The sequence below is a fragment of the Streptomyces sp. NPDC000151 genome (genome assembly GCF_040301705.1).
GTDB lineage: Bacteria > Actinomycetota > Actinomycetes > Streptomycetales > Streptomycetaceae > Streptomyces.
Window position 1 is genome coordinate 1 of the sequence record NZ_JBEPFC010000030.1, and the last position, 19,108, is coordinate 19,108.

At 70.5% G+C, this 19,108-nt stretch carries 12 protein-coding genes; 8 read left to right on the top strand and 4 right to left on the bottom strand.

The window, feature by feature from the left end:
- Positions 1–604: 604 nt before the first annotated feature.
- The 4 genes from ABT381_RS12040 to ABT381_RS12055 all read right to left on the bottom strand — a co-directional run bounded on the left by ABT381_RS12040 (position 605) and on the right by ABT381_RS12055 (position 5,002).
- Positions 605–1,153: an ATP-binding protein gene (locus ABT381_RS12040; RefSeq protein ID WP_351591630.1), complete on the bottom strand. Its 549-nt coding sequence runs from the start codon at positions 1,151–1,153 to the stop codon at positions 605–607.
- A 276-nt stretch (positions 1,154–1,429) separates the two neighbouring features.
- A complete protein-coding gene (locus tag ABT381_RS12045; protein WP_351591633.1) occupies positions 1,430–2,197 on the bottom strand; it encodes an enoyl-CoA hydratase/isomerase family protein in 768 nt (255 codons plus the stop codon).
- A gap of 140 nt (positions 2,198–2,337) precedes the next feature.
- On the bottom strand, positions 2,338–3,558 hold the full coding sequence (locus ABT381_RS12050; RefSeq protein WP_351591635.1) for a L,D-transpeptidase: 1,221 nt from the start codon (positions 3,556–3,558) through the stop codon (positions 2,338–2,340).
- A 226-nt stretch (positions 3,559–3,784) separates the two neighbouring features.
- Entirely contained in the window at positions 3,785–5,002 is a 1,218-nt protein-coding gene (locus ABT381_RS12055) for a L,D-transpeptidase (protein ID WP_351591638.1), read from the bottom strand.
- Positions 5,003–5,168: 166 nt separating this feature from the next.
- Here ABT381_RS12055 and glgX point away from each other — a divergent pair, with 166 nt between their 5' ends.
- From glgX to ABT381_RS12095, 8 genes are all read left to right on the top strand, one after another.
- Positions 5,169–7,388: a glycogen debranching protein GlgX gene (gene glgX / locus ABT381_RS12060; RefSeq protein ID WP_467754811.1), complete on the top strand. Its 2,220-nt coding sequence runs from the start codon at positions 5,169–5,171 to the stop codon at positions 7,386–7,388.
- A gap of 77 nt (positions 7,389–7,465) precedes the next feature.
- A complete protein-coding gene (locus ABT381_RS12065; protein ID WP_351591641.1) occupies positions 7,466–9,406 on the top strand; it encodes an ABC transporter ATP-binding protein in 1,941 nt (646 codons plus the stop codon).
- Positions 9,403–11,310 carry an ABC transporter ATP-binding protein gene (locus tag ABT381_RS12070; protein ID WP_351591644.1) on the top strand — a complete coding sequence of 636 codons (1,908 nt, stop codon included), beginning with the start codon at positions 9,403–9,405 and terminating at the stop codon, positions 11,308–11,310. The genes ABT381_RS12065 and ABT381_RS12070 overlap by 4 nt, the downstream gene beginning before the upstream one ends.
- 211 nt (positions 11,311–11,521) lie before the next feature.
- Entirely contained in the window at positions 11,522–11,971 is a 450-nt protein-coding gene (locus tag ABT381_RS12075; protein WP_351591647.1) for a hypothetical protein, read from the top strand.
- A complete protein-coding gene (locus tag ABT381_RS12080) occupies positions 11,971–14,130 on the top strand; it encodes a hypothetical protein (protein ID WP_351591650.1) in 2,160 nt (719 codons plus the stop codon). Before ABT381_RS12075 ends, ABT381_RS12080 begins: the two co-directional genes overlap by 1 nt.
- A 24-nt stretch (positions 14,131–14,154) precedes the next feature.
- Complete coding sequence (locus ABT381_RS12085) at positions 14,155–14,772, top strand: hypothetical protein (protein WP_351591652.1); 618 nt, start codon at positions 14,155–14,157, stop codon at positions 14,770–14,772.
- Positions 14,773–15,108: 336 nt separating this feature from the next.
- Complete coding sequence (locus ABT381_RS12090; RefSeq protein ID WP_351591733.1) at positions 15,109–17,097, top strand: M4 family metallopeptidase; 1,989 nt, start codon at positions 15,109–15,111, stop codon at positions 17,095–17,097.
- Between the two features lie 221 nt (positions 17,098–17,318).
- On the top strand, positions 17,319–18,947 hold the full coding sequence (locus ABT381_RS12095; protein WP_351591655.1) for a M4 family metallopeptidase: 1,629 nt from the start codon (positions 17,319–17,321) through the stop codon (positions 18,945–18,947).
- Positions 18,948–19,108: the final 161 nt, after the last annotated feature.

Consider the following 19,108-nt stretch of genomic DNA (forward strand, 5'->3'; position numbering starts at 1 on the left):
GCCACGGAGACCGGCGCCGCTGTGACGGCGGAGGCGGCCGGCGCCGTCATGGACGCGGCTGCGGCCGGCGCCGCGGCCGGGCCGCCGGACGTGCCGCACAGCAGCGGCGCGAAGACCACCGTCAGGAGGAGGAGCAGCGTCCAGGCCGCCGAGCGGTGCGCACGTCCCGTCGCTCCCATGCGGCCGCTCCCTCCCCGGTGTCCGGTGCCGCCCACGGGCGAGCGGCTCGGCGCCCATCCTACGGACCGTACCGGCCCGCTCCCACGAGGGAACGCCGGTACGTAATTACTCAGCGATTCCCGGCCGGGGTCGGTGATTGAAAGGCCGGTGGCGCAACTCACCTTCGATCAACCGCGACTTACTCCCCGTACGCCCCGAGACCGACCGATATGCCCTTTTGGCAGCCGCCCGCCCCGCCTGCGATAGTCGGGGCAACGACCCCCCATTGACCCGGGCCAGGTCGCACGGCGCCGTGGGCACACCCCTTCCGTCCATCGGCGCGGATTACTGGGGCCCGTTCCGCGGACAACGCGGAAGGGCCCCAGTCACGTTTTCCCGCGCGGCCCACGCGATCCGTCACACGCGGTCCGTTACGCGCGATCCGTCACGCGCGGTCCGTCACCCGCATCTCGAACCACGTCGTCTTGCCGCGCGGCAGCAGGTCCACGCCCCAGCGGTCGGAGAGCTTGTCCACGAGGAAGAGCCCGCGGCCGCTCACGTCCAGCTCGTGGACCGGCATCAGACAGGGCAGCCCGCGGGACGGGTCGCGCACCTCGACGCGGATCCAGCCGCGGCGGCGCAGCATCCGCAGGCCGAACGACCGGGCGCCGGTGTGCCGTACGGCGTTGCCGACCAGCTCCGAGACGAGCAGCACGGCGTGCTCGGCGAGCTGGGGCGTCAGCGACCACTGCTTCAGCAGGACGGACTGCGTCAATCTGCGGGCCGTGGCGGCGGATTCGGGACGCGAGGGCAGTCGTACCTCTTCGTGGGCGGGATCGCCGATGAGATCGAGCATCTGGATCGCTCCGTCACCCCGAGCGGCAGCCGTCACCCTCGCCCTCTCCCCCTCCACGTCCTGGGCGGGCAGAAACCGTCGCGCGGCAGCCGTGCCGGTCCCCGGCCGCGGCTGCTCCGTTCCTTCGAGGCCCGCCATGCCACCATCATGGACGCAACGGGCACGGTACGGGGGCGGAACCGCTGGAATCGGTCGCCCGGAATCCGCGGTTCCCGCACCCCTCACCGACATATGCCAAGGGCAGTCAACACCCCCGCGCGACCCGTCTGACCTGCGCGGCAGCCCGCTCGCAGGCGATCGCCGGGACCGGCGCGCGGCGATGACATAAGGCCCCCTTGAGCCTCACTTCATTCGCCCGCAAGGAGCACGGGCCGTGCATGCCCGATCCCATCCGTACCACCAACACCGCTCTTATCAGAGGAACTTGGCCTTGCCCGGGCCCTCCTCGACGAAACTGCGCATGCCCGTCGCGCGGTCCTCGGTGGCGAACAAGCCTGCGAACCAGTTCCGTTCGATGGTCAGCCCGGTGTCGATGTCGGTCTCCAAACCGGCGTCCACCGACTCCTTCGCGGCACGCAGCGCGATCGCCGGGCCGACGGCGAGCCGGGCCGCCCAGGCGTGCGCCTGCGCGTACACCTCTTCGGCGGGAACCACCCGGTCCACCAGCCCGAGGGCGAGCGCCTCGTCGGCCTTCACCTGACGGCCGGTGAAGATCAGGTCCTTGGCCTTGGACGGGCCGATGAGGCGGGCGAGGCGCTGGGTGCCGCCCGCGCCCGGGATCAGGCCGAGCAGGATCTCGGGCTGGCCGAGCTTGGCGTTCTCCGCCGCGATGCGGAAGTCGGCGCAGAGCGCGAGCTCGCAGCCGCCGCCGAGCGCGTACCCGGTCACCGCGGCCACCACGGGCTTGGGGATGCGGGCCACGGCGGTGAAGGAGTCCTGCAGCGCCTTGGACCGGGCGACCATCGCCGCGTGGTCCATCACCTGCATCTCCTTGATGTCCGCGCCGGCCGCGAACACCTTCTCGCCGCCCCAGATCACCACCGCGCGGACGTCGTCGCGGCGGGTGGCCTCCTCGGCCAGCTCGCGCAGCCGGTCCTGGGTGGCGGTGTCCAGCGCGTTCATGGGCGGACGGTCCAGGCGGACGGTGCCGACGCCGTCGGCCACCTCGAAGTTCACAGTCATGAGGGCAGGTTAATAGCCGTTCACGCGAACGGCGCCGGTGCACTTGGTCACAGTGGCCGGAGGCGTTTCGAACGCGGCGCCCCGCCTACTTGTGCAGCCCCCGGGGCCCCCTACTGGGGGATACCCAGGGGCAGGCGTCGCTAGTCTCCCGCCTTCCACTCCTTCCACGGCATGTTCCACACGTTCAGGCCGTTCTCCGGCTGGATGGTGCGGTCGTGCGAGTTCTTGACGACGACCAGGTCACCGATCATGGAGTTGCCGTAGAACCACCCGGCGGGCGTGGACGTGCTGCCGCCGCGGTAGTCGAAGAGGCCCACGCAGCCGTGGCTGGCGTTGCGGTTGCCGAAGGTCCACTGCCCGGACCAGTAGTTGCCGTGGATGAACGTGCCGGAGTCGCTGAGCCGCATCGCGTGCGGCACGTCCTTGATGTCGTACTCGCCGCCGAAGCCCACGGTGTCGCCGTTCATCCGCGTCACCGGGTGCTTCTCGCTGATGACCATCTTGCCGTTGTACGTCTCGGTGCCCGGCGCGCCCGAGGTGATCGGCAGCGTCTTGATCTTCTTGCCGTCGCGGACCACGGTCATCTGGTGCGAGGCCGCGTCGACCGTGCTGATCTGACTGCGGCCGACGGTGAAGGTGACCTTCTTGGTCTGCGTCCCGTAGACCCCGGGGCGGCCCTCGACCCCGTTGAGGTTCATGGTCAGGGTGACCTTCGTGCCCGGCTTCCAGTACTTCTCCGGGCGGAACTCCAGGCGGTCGTTGCCGAACCAGCGGCCCTCGATGGGCACCGACGGCTCGGCCGTCACCTTGATCGCGTTCTCCACGGCCTTCGGGTGCGTGATGCCGCGCGTGAAGCGCACATCGACCGGCATTCCGACACCGACCGTCTGCCCGTTCTCCGGGACGTGGCGCCCGACGAAGGTGTTCTTGGGCACCAGGGTCGTGAAGGCGGCGTGCTCGGCGGCCTCGCGGCCCTCGGCGTCCTTCGCGACCGCGTCGACCGTGTACTCCGTCGACGCGCCGAGGTGCCCGACCGGCCGCCAGACGCCGCCGCCCTTGGAGAGCCGGCCGTCGACGGTGTTGCCCTTGGCGTCCTTGACCGTCACGGACTTCAGCGTGCCCTTGTCCACCGTCACCTTCAGGGCGCCGCTCGTGGCGACGTCCTCGGCGCCGTCCTTCGGCGAGATCTTCACCGCGGCCTGCGACGCCGCGTCCTTGTCCCCGTCCTTGTCTCCCCCGCTGCCGCCGCACGCGGCCACCAGTACCATCAGCGCCCCGAGCACCGGAGCGAGCAGGACCCTTCCCCCCTGCCGCCGCCGAAACCGCCCTCGCGGCGCCCCCCATATCGGCTGCACGTCCAAGACTTGGCCTCTTTTCCCCTCGCACGGCCCGCATCCGCGGCGCGCGGCACGGGCCACGCGCGCGGCTGCCGCCAGATAACCACACCGGGGACGAGGACGGACTCCCCGGACATGTCACCGTTTCGTCCCAAGTGGTGACGGTGGTACGGGACGTGCGCGAGGGGGCCGCGCGGGCGGTCAAGTCGACCGGATAACGGTGCGGTCGGTGCCCGCGCGGCCCCCGGGATCAGCGGACGGCGGAGCCCCGCAGCCACTCCTCCCACGGCATGTTCCAGCCGCCCAGCCCGTTGTCCGGTGCCACCGTCGCGTCGCGCGAGCGGATCACCTCGACGATGTCGCCGATCAGCGAGTTGCGGTAGAACCACCCCGCCGGCGTGGACGGGCTGCCGCCCTGCTCGTCCCGCAGCCCGACGCACCCGTGGCTGGTGTTGGCGCCGCCGAACGTCCCCCGCGCCGCCCAGTAGTTCCCGTGCAGGAACGTCCCCGACGTGGTCAGGCGCAGCGCGTGCGGCACATCGGGGATGTCGTACTCACCACCGAAACCGACCGTGCCGCCGTCCATCCGGGTCATCGGATGCCGTTCCAGGATCACCATCCGGCCGTTGTATGTGGGGTTGTCCTGGTCCCCGGCGGTGACCGGCAGGGTCACCGGCGGCGTCCCCGCGCGCCGTACGGTCATGGTGTGCGCGGCGGCGTCAACCACGCTGGTCTGATCCCGGCCGATCCGGAAACGGACGGTCTTGTGCTGGATCCCGTACACCCCGGGCGCCGCACGCACGTCCCGCAGCCGCAGCGCCATCGTCACCTCCGTGCCCGGCCGCCAGCGCTCCCGGGGCCGGAAGTCCAGCCGGCGCGCGCCGAACCAGTGGGGAGCGATGCGGACAGCGGGGCGCGCGGTGACGGAGACGGCCCGCTCTACGGCGGCGCGGTCGCGCACCGGGCGGTTGAAGTCGAAGGAGACGATCATTCCGGTGCCGACGGTGGAGCGGTGCTCGGGCCGGAAGAAGCCGACGACGCGGTGCTCGGGCACGTACGTGGTGAAGGTCGTGTGCCGGGCGGTGCGCCGCCCCTGCCCGTCCAGCGCCACGGCCTCGACGGTGTACCGGGAGCCGAGCGCGAGCGGGGCGCCGGCCGAGCGCCAGCCGAGCCCGTCGCGGGAGAGCCGGCCGGGCACCGGCGCGCTGCCGGTGTCCCCCGCCCGGGTGACCTCGACCCGTTCCAGGCGCCCGTCCGGTACGCGTACCTCGATGCGGTGGCCCGCGCGCACGCCGCGCGCGCCGTCGTCCGGATCCACCCGTACGACCTCGCGCGGGGAGCGCGGCGCGTCCGACGTCCAGCCGCCGGGCAGCTGGCAGCCGGAGAGCAGGACGGCGCCGGTGAGCAGCGGTACGGCGGCCGTCCAGGGCCGCCCGGCCGCTCGGTTTCTGAGGGTTCGGTAGCTCACGGTGGTCTCAACGAGCGTTCGCTTCGTGGGGAAACGTGAGGTCCTGCCCAGTTCGGGGAAGGAAGGGTGCAGGGATGGATCGCCGGGAGGGCACGTCCACGCACGCGGCCGGGACGCCGTGTGCGGCACCGCCCGATCGAGTCGCCGAGCGGCGGGAGGCTGCCACGTGTCGAGCGCGCTGGAGCAGGAGGCACTGCCGGACGACGGCCGGGCGAGAACGGCCCCGGGCACGGTCACGGTGCGCCCCGGGAGCCCGCAGCCCCTCGGGGCGCGCTTCCGCAGCGGTCCGGACGGCGTCGCGGGGACGAACTTCGCGCTGTGGGCGGCGGGCGCCGAGGCGGTGGAGGTGTGCCTCTTCGACGACGCGGGCGCCGAGACCCGGTACGCGCTCACCGAGCTGACGCACGAGATCTGGCACGGCTTCGTGCCCGGCGTGCTGCCGGGGGCGCGGTACGGCTACCGCGTGCACGGCCGCTGGGACCCGTGGACCGGGGCCCGCTGGAATCCGGCGAAGCTGCTGCTCGACCCGTACGCCCGCGCGGTCGACGGGGACTTCGGGCTGCCGCCGGAGGTGTACGGCCATGTGCGGGACTGGCCCGAGCAGCACATAGCGGACACCGTGCGTGACGACCGGGACTCCGCGCCGCACGTCCCCAAGGGCGTCGTGGTGCACGACGACGCGCCCGGTGACGAGTGGGCGGACGACCGCCGCCCGAAGACGCCGTGGGCCGACTCGGTCCTCTACGAGCTGCACGTGCGCGGCTTCACGAAGCGGCACCCCGGCATCCCGGAGCACCTGCGCGGCACGTACGCGGGGCTCGCGCACCCGGCCGCGATCGGGCACTTGACCCGGCTCGGCGTCACCGCCGTCGAGCTGCTGCCCGTGCACCAGTTCGCGCACGAGGACCATCTGCTCCGGCGCGGCCTGCGCAATTACTGGGGCTACAACTCCATCGGCTACTTCGCGCCGCACGCCGCGTACGCCGCCTCCGGGACGCGCGGCCAGCAGGTGGGCGAGTTCCGGCGGATGGTGCGCGCGCTGCACGACGCGGGCATCGAGGTCATCCTCGACGTGGTCTACAACCACACGGCCGAGGCGAACGAGATGGGCCCGATGCTGTCCCTGCGCGGCATAGACAACCGCGGTTACTACCGCCTCCAGCAGGATCCGCGCCGGTACGCCGACTACACCGGCTGCGGCAACACCCTGCACGTCGTCCAGCCCAACGTGCTGCGCCTGATCACCGACTCGCTGCGCTACTGGGTCACCGAGATGGGCGTGGACGGCTTCCGCTTCGACCTGGCCGCCGCGCTCGCCCGCTCCATGCACGACGTGGACATGCTCTCGCCGTTCCTCGCGGTGATCGCGCAGGACCCGGTGCTGCGCCGGGTGAAGCTGATCGCCGAGCCGTGGGACGTGGGGATGGGCGGGTACCAGGTCGGGGCCTTCCCGCCGCTGTGGACGGAGTGGAACGACCGGTACCGCGACGCCGTCCGCGACTTCTGGCGCGGCGCGTACCCGGACGTCCGCGACCTGGGGTACCGGCTGTCCGGCTCCAGCGACCTGTACGCCTGGGGCGGCCGCCGCCCGCAGGCGTCGGTCAACTTCATCACGGCGCACGACGGCTTCACGCTGCGCGACCTGGTCTCCTACGAGCACAAGCACAACGAGGCCAACGGCGAGGGCAACCGCGACGGCACGGACGACAACCGCTCGTCGAACTGCGGCGCCGAGGGCGAGACCGACGACCCCGGCATCAAGGCGCTCCGCCGCCGCCAGCTGCGCAACCTGCTCACCACGCTGCTGCTCTCCACCGGCGTGCCGATGCTGGTCGCGGGCGACGAGCTGGGCCGCACCCAGCACGGCAACAACAACGGCTACTGCCAGGACAACGAGCTGGGCTGGCTGGACTGGTCGCTGGCGAACGACCCGGCGTGGCGGCCGCTGACCGAGCTGGTCACCCGGCTGATCACGCTGCGCCGGGCGCACCCGGTGCTGCGCCGCCGCGCCTTCTTCTCGGGGCGGCCGCAGGGGCCCGACGGGCTGCGGGACCTGGCGTGGTTCACGCCCGCGGGGACGGAGATGACGGACGCGGACTGGTATGCGCACGCCGCGGGCCTGAGCATGTTCCTGTCCGGTACGGACATCCCGCAGCGGGACGAGCGCGGGCTGCCGGTCACCGACGACAGCTTCCTCGTCGTGCTGCACGCCGGGGAGGAGCCGGGCCGCTTCACCCTTCCGGGCGCGCCGTGGGCCCGTACGTACGAGCTCCTCGTCGACACCGCGCGGGAGGACCAGACGGCGGAGCCGGGCACGGCGTACGAGGCGGGTGCCGAGGTGGAGATGCCGGGCCGGGCGGTGTGGCTGCTGCGGGCCGGGCGGTGACCGCCGCGCCCACGTGCCCGCGCGGCGGGAAAAAACCGCATGAGGATTGTCAGTGGTGACTTCTAGGCTCACTACTGATGAGCGATGACGCGCACCGCCCCGAGTCCGCCGTCCCCACTCCCCGCTCCCCCGTGCGCTCGCTGCTGCGCCTGTGGCCGTACGTACGCGTAGTACGGACCCGGCTGCTCTGCGCGGCCGGCGTCGGCGTCCTGGCGTCCGGCATGGGCCTGCTCCTCCCGCTCGTACTGAAGTGGCTGGTGGACGGGCCGGTCGCGGAGCGGGACGCGGGCGGCGTCTGGCTGGGCGGCGGCATCCTGGTGCTCCTGGGGCTGGCCGAGGCCGGGCTCTTCGGGCTGCGCCGGTGGCTGGTCGCGCGCCCGCTGGCGGGCGTCGAGGCGGCCATGCGCGCCGCGCTCTACCGCCACCTCCAGCGGCTCCCGGTGGCCTTCCACGACCGCTGGCCCACCGGGCAGCTGCTCTCCCGCGGCACGACCGACCTGCAGCTGCTGCGGATGTTCCTGGCGTTCCCGATGACGTTCCTGTTCGTCAACGGCGTCACGATCCTCGCCGGCTGCGCCATCCTGCTCGCCCAGCGCTGGACGCTGGGGCTGGTGCTCCTCGCGCCGCTCGTGCCGCTGGTGGTGCTGTGCTCGGTGTTCGAGGCGAAGTACTCCGTGGCGGCGCGCCGTTCGCAGGACCAGGTCGGCGACCTGACCACGCTGGTCGAGGAGTCGGTACTGGGCATCCGCATCATCAAGGGCTTCGGGCGGCACCGCGCCCAGGCCCGCGCGTACACCGCCCTCACCCACGAGCTGCGCGCCACCGAGCTGCACAAGGCCCGGCTGCTCGCCGCGATCTGGGGCGTCATCACGGTCCTGCCGGAGACCGCCATCGGGGCCGCGCTGGTCCTCGGTACGGTCCAGGTCGCGGACGGTGACCTGTCGGCGGGCACGCTCGTGGCGTTCCTGTCCACCGCGCTGGCGCTGCGCTGGCCCGTGGAGTCGATCGGCTTCCTGCTGGCCATCAGCAACGAGTCGGCCACCGCCGCCGACCGGTACTTCGAGGTCATGGACGTCCCGCCGGCGGACGCGGCCGACGCGGCCGTACGCGCCGCCGCTGCCGCCCCCGGCGCCCCGGCCCCCGACGGCCTCGTCCTCACCGGCGTGGAGTTCCGCTATCCCGACGCGCCCGCCGACGCGCCGCCCACGCTGCGCGGCGTCGACCTGCACGTCCGCCCCGGCGAGACGATGGCCCTGGTGGGCGCCACGGGCAGTGGCAAGACCACGCTGACCGCGCTGGTACCGCGGCTGTACGACGCCACCGGCGGGCGGATCACCCTGGACGGGCGCGACATCATGAGCCTGCCGCGGGACGAGCTGCGGTCGCTGGTCGCGGTGGCCTTCGAGGAGCCGACGCTCTTCTCGGCGACCGCGGCGGAGAACGTCCTGATGGGCGGCGCGGAGGCGGACGGGGACGGCGTGCGGCGGGCGCTGCGGGTCGCCCAGGCGCACGAGTTCGTCGCCGCGCTGCCGCAGGCCGAGCACACCCAGGTCGGCGAGCAGGGCCTGAGCCTGTCCGGCGGGCAGCGGCAGCGGCTCGCGCTGGCCCGCGCGGTGGTCGGGTCCCCGCGCTTCCTCATCCTGGACGACCCGCTCTCCGCGCTGGACGTGCACACCGAGGCGCGGGTGGAGGCCGCGCTGCGGGAGGTACTGGCGACCACGACCGCGCTGATCGTCGCGCACCGCCCCTCCACGGTGCTGCTCGCCGACCGGGTCGCGCTGCTCTCCGGCGGCCGCGTCGCCGCCGTCGGCACACACCAGCAACTGCTGCGCGAGAGCGCGGAGTACGCGCACTTGATGTCGGGCGCGGGTCCGGTGGGCGCGGGTCCGGCGGGCGCCGAGACCGACGCCGACCCGGCCGGCGCCGACCGGTCCGGTGCCCCGAGCCCTGCCGCCGGGTCGGCCCCCACCGCAGACGCCGCCGCGCCGGCCCGTACCGCAGAGGAGACGGAGCGATGACCACGACCACGACCGCCGCCGGCCGGCCGCCCGAGGACAGCGACGACGACGCGGCCGCGCCGCCCGGTTCGCCCTCGTCCGGCGACCCCTCGTCCGGCGACCCCTCCGCCGGCGATCCCTTCGACCGGGACGTCCTGCCCACCCCCAAGGGCGCCTCGCTCGCCCTGCTCCGCTCGCTGCTGCGCCCGTACGCGGGCCGCGGCCGGCTCACCGTCGTCCTGCTCCTCCTCCAGCAGGCCGCCGTGCAGGCCGGGCCGCTGCTCGTCGCGTACGCCATCGACAGCGCCGTGCCCGCGCTGCGGGCGCACGACCACGGCCCGCTGCTCGCCGTCGGCGCCGGATACCTGGCGTGCGCGCTGGCCGCGGGCGCCCTGCAGTACGGCTTCACGCGGTCCTGCGCGCGGGTCAGCCAGGACGTGCTGCGCGACCTGCGCGGCCGGATCTTCCGGCACGCCCAGGCGCTCAGCCTGGACTTCCACGAGCGCTACACCTCGGGACGGCTGATCTCCCGCTCCACCACCGACGTGGAATCGCTGCGCGAGCTGCTCAACGACGGCCTGCAGGAGCTCGTCGGGGTCGTACTGTCCATGGTCTACGTCACGGCGATGCTGCTGTACTTGGACTGGGGCCTGGGCACGGCGGCCGTGCTCTCCACGGGGCCGCTGCTGCTCTTCATCCGCTCCTTCCGGCGCCGCTCCCGGCGGGTCTACGAGCGCCGCTCGACGGCCATCGCCGCGGTCATCGTGAAGTTCGCCGAGACGCTCAACGGCATCCGCCCGGTGCAGGCGTTCCGCCGCGAGCGGCCCAACGACGCGGCGTTCGGCCGCCTCAACCGCGTCCACGAGCGGGTCAACGGCACCGCCATCCTGGAGATGGCCCGGTACGTCCTCCTCTCCCGCACGGCCGCCAACATCGCCCTCGCGGCCATCGTCCTGTGGGGCGCGTACCGCGTCGCCACCGGCTCGCTGGCCCTCGGCGTACTCGCCGCCGCGGTCCTCTACCTGCGCCGGCTGTACGACCCGATCGACCGCCTCGGCATGTTCCTGAACGCCTACCAGTCGGCGTCCGCCTCCCTGGAGAAGATCGCGGGCCTCCTCGCCCAGCGGCCCGCCGTCCCGGAACCGGCCACGCCCGTCCCGCTGCCCGAGCGCGCCGCCGACCGCCCCGGCCGCGAAGTCGTCTTCTCCGGCGTCCACTTCTCCTACCGCACCGGCGGCGAGGTACTCCCCCGCTTCGACCTCACCCTCACCGCGGGGAAGACCGTCGCGGTGGTCGGCAGCACGGGCGCGGGCAAGTCCACCCTCGCCAAGCTGCTCGCCCGCTTCTACGACCCCACGGGCGGCCGGGTCCTGCTGGACGGCGTCGACCTGCGCGACCTCTCCACGACTGACCTGCGGCGCGGGGTCGTCATGGTCACCCAGGAGGCGTTCCTCTTCTCCGGCACGGTCGCGGAGAACATCGCCATCGGCCGCCCCGAGGCCCCGCGCGCCGAGATCGAGCGGGCCGCGAAGGCCCTCGGCGCCCACGACTTCATCGCCGCGCTCCCCGAGGGCTACGACACCGACGTGCGCAAGCGCGGCGGCCGCATCTCCGCAGGCCAGCGCCAGCTCGTCGCCTTCGCCCGTGCCCTCCTCGCCGACCCCGCGGTACTGATCCTCGACGAGGCCACCTCATCCCTGGACGTCCCCGGCGAACGCGCCGTCCAGCGCGCCATGCACACCGTCCTGCGCGACCGCACCGCCGTCGTCATCGCCCACCGACTCTCCACGGTCGAAATCGCCGACCGCGTCCTGGTGATGTCCCACGGCCGCATCGTCGAGGACGGCACCCCACCCGAACTCATCGCGGACAAGGGCGAGTTCGCCTCCCTCCACGAAGCCTGGCGGGACAGCCTGGTGCAGTGAGCGGCGAGCAGTGAAGCGTCCGCGCCGAGCGCCTGTCGATTACCGTCAATGGCTCCCTGACTGCCCCTACATCCGTAAAATCTCCACTGCCTCACGTGGCGCGCCAGGCACACTGCGCTCGCCCGTGTCGGTTTCCCCTGCGCCCACCATGCACAGTGGGCTTGCCCCTCGCACCACTTCGTCGCGTCAACTACGCCAAGGAATCGGACATATGTCCTTCGAAGCCGAGTGGAAGCAGCTCAAGACGGACTCGTCCGATACCCGACAGACCCATGTACGTCTCAACCAGCTGGCCCCGGAAGGCGGAGGAGGCGGCGTCCCGCAGGGGGACCTGCGGGTCAGCCAACGGGACCTGGCCGCCATCGGTGACGCCGCCTTCAGACTTCACGAAGACCTCAGCAGGGACGGCGACCACGCACGGCTGAGCAGTTTTGAGGCCGCCTCTTCCCTCAAGAAGGATTTCGCACTGGGAAGCGCGCTGGACCACGTCACGGCCAGGTGGGTCGATCAGCAGCGGTCCCTTCTCGACGCATGTGCGCACATCTCGAATCACCTCGACTACACGAAGAAGGCCCACCGGGGGCAGGAGACGTATCTCGCCACCGTCTTCAGCCGGATTTCCGAGCTCGACAAAGGCTTCGACGGGCGGGGCGGTCGCTGATGGACCTGGACGCTCTGCAGCACGGCAACTTCGCCAAACTGGGCGAGGCCGTCACGGACTGGTCGGCCATGGTGGACAAGCTCACAGAACTGCGGGAGCGGGCGGAGAAGGAGCTCGACGCCAAGGCCAAGAAGGCGAACTGGGCCGGCCTCAACGCCACCGTCACCCGAGAGTTCGTCACCAAGACGGCAACGGAGTTCGGTGACGCGGTCACCCAGGCCACTTCCATCCGCAACATCCTCCGAGACACCCGCGGCGAGCTCATCAGCTACCGCGAGACGCTCAAGGAGGCACTGAGCCGCGCGCGGGACAAGAAGATCAGCGTGGTACCCACCGGCGGCGGCAAGTTCCTCGTCAGCTCGCTGTGCACAACGGAAGAGGACGAGCCCGACGAGGGCGAACTCAACGCCGTCAGGGATGAGATCGCGGAGATTCTGGGCAAAGCCACGGAGTCCGACACCAGCGCGGCGAAGGCCCTGCGCGCACTGGCGGATCAGAGCAAGTACGGGTTTTCGGACGCCTCGTACAAGGATCGTGACTCCGCAGCCCGGGCACTGCGGCGGGCAGCGGAAATGGCCAAGGCCGCCAGGAACTCGAAGGGCATGTCACCGGAAGAGCTCAGCGCATTCAACCGGGACCTGAAGAAATACCGCGACGATGACCTCTTCGCCGAGACCTTCGCCACCGAACTCGGTGCCGACGGGACGCTGGAGTTCTGGACGAGAACAGCGGGCGCGAACCAAGGAGACCGAGGCCATGCGGCCATGCTGAAGGACCTGCAGACGAACCTCAGCATGACGCTGGCCACCGCGACGCACTCCGACAGCCCGGCGATGCAGAGCTGGGAGCAGTCGATCATCAAGGCGGGCAACACCAGCTTCCAGCCGGACCCGGTACGGAGCTCCAACAGCGCGCTCGGATTCCAGGTCATGAGCAGCCTGATGGGTCACGGCCGGTACGACACGGAATTTCTGGACGCGTACGGCAGCGCCCTCCTCCGCAAGGACAAGAGCCACGCCATGGGCGCGACCCGCACGGAAGAAATCTGGGGGAACACCGGCGGGGTCGACCTGGTATTCGGCAAGCAGGACGGAAGCGATCCCCTGATCGGCTTCATGGACGCACTCTCCCATAATCCAGAATCCGCCGAGCACGCCTTCGACAAGAAGACCGACCTGAATCACCTCCTGGAAAGCACGAAGAACACCGACCGCGGCACTTCCGTAGGCCACGCGCTCGAAGCCGCCGTCACAGGCGTCGCACACGGCGACACCAAGCCGACCGCCCCCATCCCGCACGACCGGACCCAGGTCGACATCATGAGGAACGTCATGCACGCGGTGGCGAACCCCGAGGGCGGCGCCGATCTGGTCGACAAAAAGATGGGGGCGAGCCTGGGCCACATGGCCGCGGCATATATGCCGGAGATCAACCGGACCATCGCAGGGCAGGGCGCCGAACACATCTTCCTGACGCACAGTGACGCGCCAGGCAACCTCGACCGGGCCGACACATACCGATTCCTGAGCGCCCTGGGCAGGGACGACGATGCCAGTGCTGCCGTCATCTACGGGCGCAGCATCTACACGAGCAGCACGATGGAAGCCCACATCGCCGATCCACACCTTTTCGGGGGAAGCACCACCGACGCGATCACAGCGATTTCCCACAACTCCGGCGTGATCGAAGGGATTCTGGCACATTCACGGCAGGACATGGAGGTCGGGAACCAGCAGGAAGGGGAGAAGGCGGAGAACGAGGCGATCAAGCGGCAAGGAGAGTTCTTCAAGACCATGCTGTCCACCGGTTTCGCGGTCGGCGCTGTGGCTCTCGCTCCAGTGGGAGCGGCCGCGGAGGCGGCCGTCGGCGCAGGGGGCGCGTTCTTCGCCGGCGCCGCCACGATGGGCGTGGACCGCATCATGGACGGCCGGGAGCTCGACGGCATGGACAAGGCGATGTATCAAAGTGGCCGCCGTCTGTACATTTCCGAGGACGACACTATCGGCACCGTCATCGATGCGGGCCACGAAGCGCGGAAATCCCACGAAGGCGGCCCGAGCCAGGATGCTTTGGACAATACCATCCGGGAATCCGTCAGGGCTGGCTGGCTCGAAAGTCACACCAGGCTCAAGGAAGTCAGTAAGAGCGCCACTTCTTGACACCCCTCCGAAGGAAGCATCACAGTGAAGCAAAAGTCGAGGCGTAACTGGCTCATCGGTGGGACCAGCTGTGCGATAGTGCTCACCGGTGCGATATTCGGCTACCGAGAAATTTATTTGCAAGGCATCGAGGAACTGCCGAAGCGGCCGTGCGGCGGTGCCGTTCAGCGGGCGACTGCGGCAAAAATCCTCCCCGCCGCACATGAAGTGAAATATGAATCGCAAGAGTCACCGGCAGACAACTTTTTCTTCCTCTGTTCGCTCGATACAGGCGATTCCGCGATCTCGGCCATCGTGAAAAAGCACGACGCGAGTGTCACATCGTGGCGAAATTACTGGCGTAAGGACTTGGGCGACGGATACGTTGAACCGCCCGGAAATTTGCACCTTCTTTCTTGGCCGAACAAGACGACGATTTACCTGCCGTGCACACCGCCAGGAAAGAAGAGCAACGAGGCCGAGACGGCATTTTCGCTGGACATTGAGGCGACCGTTGCCGGCGACAGCCGCATCTCCGGCGACGAGCTCCGCCAGCAGTTGTCCGACTTCGCCGTCCAGGTGGCTCGCCATTCGCAGCGGGCGGCCCAGTGCCGGGAGCAGGCTGAACTGCCTTCAGCGGCGCCACGGGTATCGGCCCACTGACGAGGTACGGCAGGCCGCTCGACCGTTATGCGGACGCGAACCGCCGCTCTACGGACGGTTTCGGCCATGTTGTTGAGCGGTGCCTGACAAACCGGCCCGGTGGGTGGGAAGCTGCGCGGCAGTCCGAAAACGTGTCCGGAAACGGGGCCCCCACGGCAACACCACCCCTGCCCCGGTCGCGTATGTACCGCTCCCCCCACACGCACTTGTTCTGCCCGGACGGCCACCTCGCCGCCCGGTCCCCCCGGTCGCGGCCCATCCCGCCGCGGCCCCGCAGAAGGAGCCAGCGTGAGACGCACCCCCCATGGTCGTGCCGTGACGGGCCGCAGACGTGTGATGGCCACCGGCACCCTCGTCGCCGTGACGGCCCTGCTCGCCGTCGGCGTGCAGACCGGCGCGGGCAACGCCGCGCCCAACCCCGGCAGCACGCACGCACAGCCCCGAGCGGGCGCCCTGCCCGCCAAGCTCTCCCCCTCGCAGCGTGCGGAGCTGCTGAAGGAGGCCGCCGGCACCACCGCGCAGACGGCGAAGAAGCTGCAGCTCGGCGCCAAGGAGAAGCTCGTCGTCCGGGACGTCCAGCAGGACGTGGACGGCACGACGCACACCCGGTACGAGCGCACCTACGAGGGGCTGCCCGTCCTCGGCGGCGACCTCGTCGTGCACGAGACCAGGACCGGCAAGGTCGAGCGGGTCACCAAGGGCGTACGGGCCCGGATAGCCGTGGCCAGTACGAAGGCGGCCGTGCGGCCGGCGACGGCCGAGGCCAAGGCCCTGAAGGCGTCCCAGGCGGAGGGGGCCGAGAAGGCCGCCGCCAAGGAGCCGCGCAAGGTGGTCTGGGCGGCCGACGGCAAGCCGGTCCTGGCGTACGAGACCGTCGTCGGCGGGCTGCAGGACGACGGCAAGACGCCGAACCAGCTGCACGTCGTCACCGACGCCACCACCGGCAAGCAGCTCTACCAGTACCAGGGCATCGAGCAGGGCACCGGCAACAGCCAGTACAGCGGCCAGGTGACGATCGGCACGGCGCCCTCGTACACCATGACCGACACCACGCGCGGCAACCACAAGACCTACAACCTCAACCACGGCTCGTCCGGCACCGGCACGCTCTTCTCCGACCCGGACGACACCTGGGGCGACGGGACCGCGACGAACGTCCAGACCGCGGGCGTGGACGCCGCCTACGGCGCCCAGCTGACCTGGGACTACTACAAGAGCGTGCACGGCCGGAGCGGCATCCGCGGTGACGGCGTCGGCGCGTACAGCCGCGTGCACTACAGCAACAACTACGTCAACGCCTTCTGGGACGACAGCTGCTTCTGCATGACCTACGGCGACGGGTCGGGCAACACCCACCCGCTCACCTCGATCGACGTGGCCGCGCACGAGATGACGCACGGCGTCACCTCCGCGACCGCGAACCTCACCTACAGCGGTGAGTCCGGCGGCCTGAACGAGGCGACCTCCGACATCTTCGCGTCGGCCGTCGAGTTCAACGCGAACAACGCCAAGGACCCGGGCGACTACCTCATCGGCGAGAAGATCGACATCAACGGCGACGGCTCGCCGCTGCGCTACATGGACAAGCCCAGCAAGGACGGCGCGTCCAAGGACTCCTGGTACTCCGGCGTCGGCAACGTCGACGTGCACTACTCCTCCGGCATCGCCAACCACTACTTCTACCTGCTGTCCGAGGGCAGCGGCGCGAAGGACGTGAACGGCGTGCACTACGACAGCCCGACCTCCGACGGCCTGCCCGTGCCGGGCATCGGCCGGGCCAACGCCGAGAAGGTCTGGTACAAGGCGCTCACCCAGTACATGAGCTCCAACACCAACTACGCGGGTGCCCGCACCGCCACCCTGCAGGCGGCCGCCGACCTCTTCGGCAAGGACACCCCGACGTACAACACGGTCGCCAACACCTGGGCCGCGGTGAACGTCGGCAGCCGCGTCGGGGACGGCGGCGACCCGGACCCGGGCGGCAACGTCTTCGAGAACACCAACGACCTGGCGATCCCGGACGCCGGTGCCGCGGTCACCTCGCCGATCAGCGTCAACCGGACCGGCGCGGCGCCCAGCACCCTCAAGGTCGGCGTGGACATCGTGCACACCTACCGCGGTGACCTGGTCATCGACCTGGTCGCGCCGGACGGCACCGCGTACCGCCTGAAGAACTCCAGCTCCTGGGACTCGGCGGCGGACGTGAAGACCACGTACACCGTGAACGCCTCCTCGGAGAACGCGGCCGGCACCTGGAAGCTGCGGGTGCGGGACGTGTACTCCGGCGACACCGGCTACCTCAACAGCTGGAAGCTGACCTTCTGACCAGGTCCCTCACCACGCACGGAACCAGGAGTGCCACCCCCGCCGAGCGGCGGGGGTGGCACTCCTCCGTTATGCGGACGTCGGCTCGCTCTTTGCGAACAAATTGCGAACGGGCCCCAATTACCCGGTGACAGACACCCGTTCGGATGGCACGCTAACCCCGCACGTACCACCCGCATCGCTTTGCACCCCCCACCACAGGCAAAGTTGAAGGAGCACGCGTGATCCCCCACATATCGCGTACCACCCGTATCGCCGGTGCCTCCGTCGCCGCAGCCGCGCTGCTCGCGGCCGGCATCGCCACCGGCACGGCGGGCGCGGCCCCGGCCGGCCACCAGGCCGCCGGCGCACCGCTGAAGATGACCGCCTCGCACCGCGCCGAACTGCTGCGCGACGCGCAGGCCACGAAGGCGAAGACCGCCGAGGAACTGGGCCTCGGGTCCAAGGAGAAGCTGGTCGTCAAGGACGTCATCAAGGACGCCGACGGCACCACGCACACCCGCTACGAGCGCACCTACGACGGCCTGCCCGTGCTCGGCGGCGACCTCGTCGTCCACCAGGCCAAGGGCGGCGCCGTCAAGTCGACCACCAAGGCCACGAAGGCCACCATCAAGGTCGCCTCCACCACCCCGAAGATCGCTCCGAAGTCCGCCGCAACGTCCGCCGAGTCGGTGTCCGGTAAGACGGAGGGCATCAAGAAGTCCGACGCGGCGACGCCGAACAAGGTGATCTGGGCCGCCTCGGGCAAGCCGGTCCTCGCGTACGAGACCGTCGTCAAGGGCGTCCAGAAGGACGGCACCCCCAGCGAGCTGCACGTCGTCACCGACGCCAGTACCGGCAAGAAGCTGTTCCAGCACCAGGCCATCGAGACCGGCGCCGGCACCAGCATGTACAGCGGCAAGGTCGACCTGGCCACCAAGAAGGGCGGCAGCGGCTACGAGCTGACCGACGACACCCGCGGCGGCCACTCCACGTTCGACCTGGGCGGCTCGGAGAGCGGCGAGGGCAAGCTGCTCACGGACGACGACGACAACTGGGGCACCGGCAAGGGCGACGACCCGCAGACCGCGGCCGTCGACGCGGCGTACGGCGCGCAGGTCACCTGGGACTACTACAAGAACGTGCACGGCCGCAGCGGCATCAAGGGCGACGGCAAGGGCGCGTCCTCCCGCGTGCACTACGGCCAGAACTACGTCAACGCGTTCTGGGACGACAGCTGCTTCTGCATGACGTACGGCGACGGCGAGGGCAACACCCACCCGCTGACCGCCCTGGACGTCGCGGCGCACGAGATGTCGCACGGCGTCACCTCGGCGACCGCGAACCTGGAGTACAGCGGCGAGTCCGGCGGCCTGAACGAGGCCACCTCGGACATCTTCGGCACCTCGGTGGAGTTCAACGCCAAGAACACCGAGGACCCGGGCGACTACCTCATCGGCGAGAAGATCGACATCAACGGTGACGGCTCGCCGCTGCGCTACATGGACAAGCCCAGCAAGGACGGCCAGTCGCTGGACTTCTGGAAGGAGGGCGCGGGCGACGTCGACGTGCACTACTCCTCGGGCATCGCCAACCACTTCTTCTACCTGCTGTCCGAGGGCAGCGGCGCGAAGGAGATCGGGGGCGTGAAGTACGACAGCCCGACCGCCGACGGCTCCAAGGTCGAGGGCATCGGCCGGGACAAGGCCGAGAAGATCTGGTACAAGGCGCTGACCGAGTACATGACCTCGACGACGGACTACAAGGCCGCCCGCGAGGCGACCGTCAAGGCGGCCACCGACCTGTACGGCGCGGACGGCGCCGAGGTCAAGGGCGTCGAGGCGGCTTGGACGGGCGTGGCGGTGAAGTAACGCTCCGCCACTTGGCCCCCCTTACAGCCGGGGATCTTATGGGGGCGGAGAGTCGTGTGGGCTTTGTCCACAGGGTGATCCGCCCCCGTACTCCTCCAGGGGGCAGACCGTACGCACAGACCGGGCGGTGTCCGGGGGCTCCCGTTATCCCCCCGGACACC